3 protein-coding genes are annotated in these 3,366 nt (G+C 72.9%); 1 reads left to right on the top strand and 2 read right to left on the bottom strand.

All coding sequences use genetic code 11. The features are described 5' to 3' along the window. Positions 1-91: 91 nt before the first annotated feature. The gene (locus tag BL253_RS38885) at positions 92-1,735 is read right to left on the bottom strand and encodes a thiamine pyrophosphate-binding protein (protein ID WP_076823103.1); all 1,644 of its coding nucleotides are present in this window, start codon (positions 1,733-1,735) and stop codon (positions 92-94) included. A gap of 444 nt (positions 1,736-2,179) precedes the next feature. Here BL253_RS38885 and BL253_RS38880 point away from each other — a divergent pair, with 444 nt between their 5' ends. Next, positions 2,180-2,986 (top strand): inositol monophosphatase family protein, encoded by an 807-nt coding sequence (locus BL253_RS38880; RefSeq protein ID WP_076823101.1) that lies wholly within the window; start codon positions 2,180-2,182, stop codon positions 2,984-2,986. A 31-nt stretch (positions 2,987-3,017) separates the two neighbouring features. Here BL253_RS38880 and BL253_RS38875 read toward each other — a convergent pair. After that, positions 3,018-3,366, bottom strand: a 349-nt coding sequence (locus BL253_RS38875) for a transposase (protein WP_076823099.1), incomplete at its 5' end; no start/stop codon positions are given.

Here is a 3,366-nt window from a genome sequence, read left to right as displayed (position 1 = left end):
CCGCACTGCCAAGCCATACCGCTGGACCTACACCGGCGAGCCCCTGAAAGCCGCCTGATGACAACCCCAGCAAGACTTACGCGGAGCTGCACTAGTGGCCGAAGGCTTCCCGCAGCCACCATGAGGCCATCGGGACGATCTTGGCGTCGATCACGAGCGGGCCGCTCCGGTCCGCGAGCCATCCCTTGACCGCGTCGAGATCGCCCACCGAGCGGACCGTGACGCCCGTGCAGCCGTGGCCGCGCGCGATCGCCGCGATGTCGGTGTCCGGGAAGGTGACGGTGTCGAGCGGGGCGCCGTCGGTGAAGTGGTGCACCTCCGCGCCGTACGCCGAGTCGTTGTAGACGATCACGACCAGTGGCAGCCTCAGCCGCGCGGCGGTGTCGAGCTCCGAGATCCCCATCATGAACCCGCCGTCACCGGTGCCGACGACCGGCAGCCGGTCCGGCTGGGCGATCGCGGCGCCGATCCCGGTGGCCAGCCCCAGCCCGATCGACTGGAACGCCTGGGTGAAGCAGAAGCCGTTCTCGTCCGGCACGTCGAGGTACATCGACGGCCAGCCCATGAAGTTCCCCGAGTCGATCGAGACGACCCGCTCGGCCGGCAGCATCCGGTTCAGCTCGATCGACAGTGTCCGGGGATCGATGAGCGTGCTGGTCGAGAGGTCGTCATACGGCACCCGTTCCCAGCGGCGTTCGGCCGCGATCCGCGCGGCCAGCGCCTGGTCGCGGTAGCCGGGCTGTGAGGCCGGGCGGCCCTTGCGGAGGATGTCGATGATCCCGGCCACCTGGCTCGCGGTCTCCTCGACGCCACCCCACAGCCCCAGGTGGACGGGGCGGCCGCGCCCCAGCCGCGCCGGGTCGCTGTCGATCTGGACGACGGTGGCCTCAGGGCCGATCAGCGTGCCGTGCCGCATCGTCCACATGTTCAGAGCGCAGCCGAATCCGACGATCACGTCCGCCGCGCGGATCAGCTCGGCCGCGAGCGGCGAGGCGAAGCCACCCGAGACGTCGAGATCCCACGGGTCGCCGCGGAACAGCCCGCGCGCGACCGCGGAGGTCGCCAGCAGCGCGCCGGTCTGGTCGGCCAGCTCCCGGATCGCGGCCGCGGCCCGCGGTGAGCGCGCCCCCCGGCCGGCGATGAAGACCGGCCGCCGCGCGTGGAGCAGCGTCTCGGCCAGCTGGGCGGCGTCGCTCAGGTGCGCCACCGGCGGCTTCGCCGCGGCCGGCACGACGGGTACCGGCCCCTCCGGCAGCTCCTCGTCCTGGACGTCGATCGGAACGCCCAGCACGACCGTCCTGCCCAGGTTGCGCGCCGTCGCGTAGGCCCGGGCCGCGTCCGCGAGCGCGGTCCGCGGCGAACGCACCCGGATCGGAACCGCTCCGACCGCCGCCGCCATCGCCGCCTGGTCGACGAAGAAGTTGGACCGCTCGTCGGTCGCCTCGGGCGCGAGGACGAGCAGTGGCGTCGCGCTCTTCGCCGCCTCGGCGAGCCCGGTCATCGCGTTCGTGAACCCGGGACCCTGGTGGACGGACAGCACACCGACCTCGCCGGACATCCGGGCGTACCCGTCCGCCATGCAGACGGCCCCACCCTCGTGCCGTGCCGCGACGAACCGCGCCCCGGCCGCGACGAGGGCACCCGTCACATGAAAGTTCCCGCTGCCCACGACCCCGAAGGCGACCCGCACCCCCTGCTCGCCGAGAAACCGACCGATCGCCTCACGCACCAGCATGATCGGATCCTAGGCCGCCGCCGCGACCGCCCAGTGCCACGGCGGCGAAAGTCCGCGCTCCGTTCACGATCATTCATGATCGCCACCGGAGTGTCGCCGCGGTCACGATGTGGCGAGATCCGCGACGACGGCGACACGGTGGTGGTGATCTACCAGTCGTGTGCGGCGGGCGAACATCGGCGGAGGTGGTTCCAGCTCGAGGCGGGGCCGCGAGCGCCGTCTCGGACCGCCCGATGTGATGGCTACGACACTGCCGGGTCGGACGCGGGGCTCGCCGGCCAGGTGGCGGTGGGCGGGCTCACAGGGCGGCGGGGCGGACGAGGGCGTGGTTGTTCTGGTCGGGTTGGCAGGATGACCGCGTGAGGATGTCTGTGCGGGCCACCTCGACGGTCGCTGTGCGTGAGGCCGTGGACGTGGCTGTGGATGAGGATGAGGTGCGGCGGGATGGCTGACCGGGCGAGTGCGGAGGAGCTGCTGGCGCTGGCCCTGGACGTCGCCACCGAGGCGGGGGACCTGGTCGTGCGGGGGCGGGCGGGGACCGTGGCCGCGGAGTCGACGAAGTCGTCGCCGACGGACGTCGTGACGGCGCTGGACCGGGCCTCCGAGGAGCTGGTCGCCAGGCGGCTGCGCGAGGCGCGGCCCGGGGACGGGATCCTCGGCGAGGAGGGCTCGGACGCGGCTGGGAGCAGCGGGGTGCGCTGGATCGTCGACCCGATCGACGGGACCGTCAACTTCCTCTACAACCTGCCGAACTGGGCCGTCTCCATCGGGGCCGAGGTGGACGGTGAGGTCGTCGCCGGCGTCGTGCACGCGCCGGCGCTGGGCCGGACCTACACGGCGCTGCGCGGCGGCGGTGCCGCCCTGGACGGCCAGCCGCTGCGCGTCTCGGGAGTGGCGAGCCTCGAGATGGCGCTCGTCGCCACCGGGTTCGGCTACACGGTCGAACGCCGCACGGCGCAGGTCGCCGTGCTGACCAGGGTGATCCCGCGGGTGCGTGACATCCGCCGGATGGGCGCCGCCTCGCTGGACCTGTGCGCGGTCGCGGCCGGCACGCTCGACGCCTACTACGAGCGCGGCCTGAAGCCCTGGGACCACGCCGCGGGCGGCCTGATCGCCACGGAGGCCGGAGCGATCACCGGCGGCCTGGACGGCGCCCCCGGCGGTGAGGACCTCTACCTCGCCGCCCCACCGGCGATCTTCGCCGCGCTGGCCGCCCTCCTGGCCGAGGACCCCCGCGCCGACCGCGACTAGTGCGCTGACCGCGAACGTGTGCCGGGGTGGGTCAGGCGGCGTGTGGTCGTGGTCGTCCCCATCGTTGTTGGCGTTCGGAGCGGACGCGGGCGCGTTCGCGGCGTTGGGCGGCCAGGACGGAGGGGTCGCGGGCGTGGGTGTTGCGCCAGCGTAGGTATGCCTGCAGGTGGCGGGCCAGCGCGGGGTGGTTGGGGTGGTTGGAGTTGTTCATGACGAAGGACCGGACCGGGCCGAACTGGGCCTCGATCGGGTTGGCCCAGGAGGCGTAGGTCGGGGTCAGGCACAGGTGCACGTCGTTGCGCGCCGCCCAGCGCAGGATCTTCGGGGTGGTGTTGACCGACAGGTTGTCGCAGATGACGTAGACCGGGGCGTTGTCGGGG

Origin of the sequence: Pseudofrankia asymbiotica (genome assembly GCF_001983105.1) — a bacterium.
Classification (GTDB): domain Bacteria; phylum Actinomycetota; class Actinomycetes; order Frankiales; family Frankiaceae; genus Pseudofrankia; species Pseudofrankia asymbiotica.
This window is presented reverse-complemented; position numbering and strand designations above follow the sequence as displayed.

What these genes read in the sequence shown, in the direction of transcription:
- BL253_RS38885 (WP_076823103.1), bottom strand. Translation starts at nt 1,735, where the DNA reads ATGCTGGTGCGTGAGGCGATCGGTCGGTTTCTCGGCGAGCAGGGGGTG.
- BL253_RS38880 (WP_076823101.1), top strand. Translation starts at nt 2,180, where the DNA reads ATGGCTGACCGGGCGAGTGCGGAGGAGCTGCTGGCGCTGGCCCTGGAC.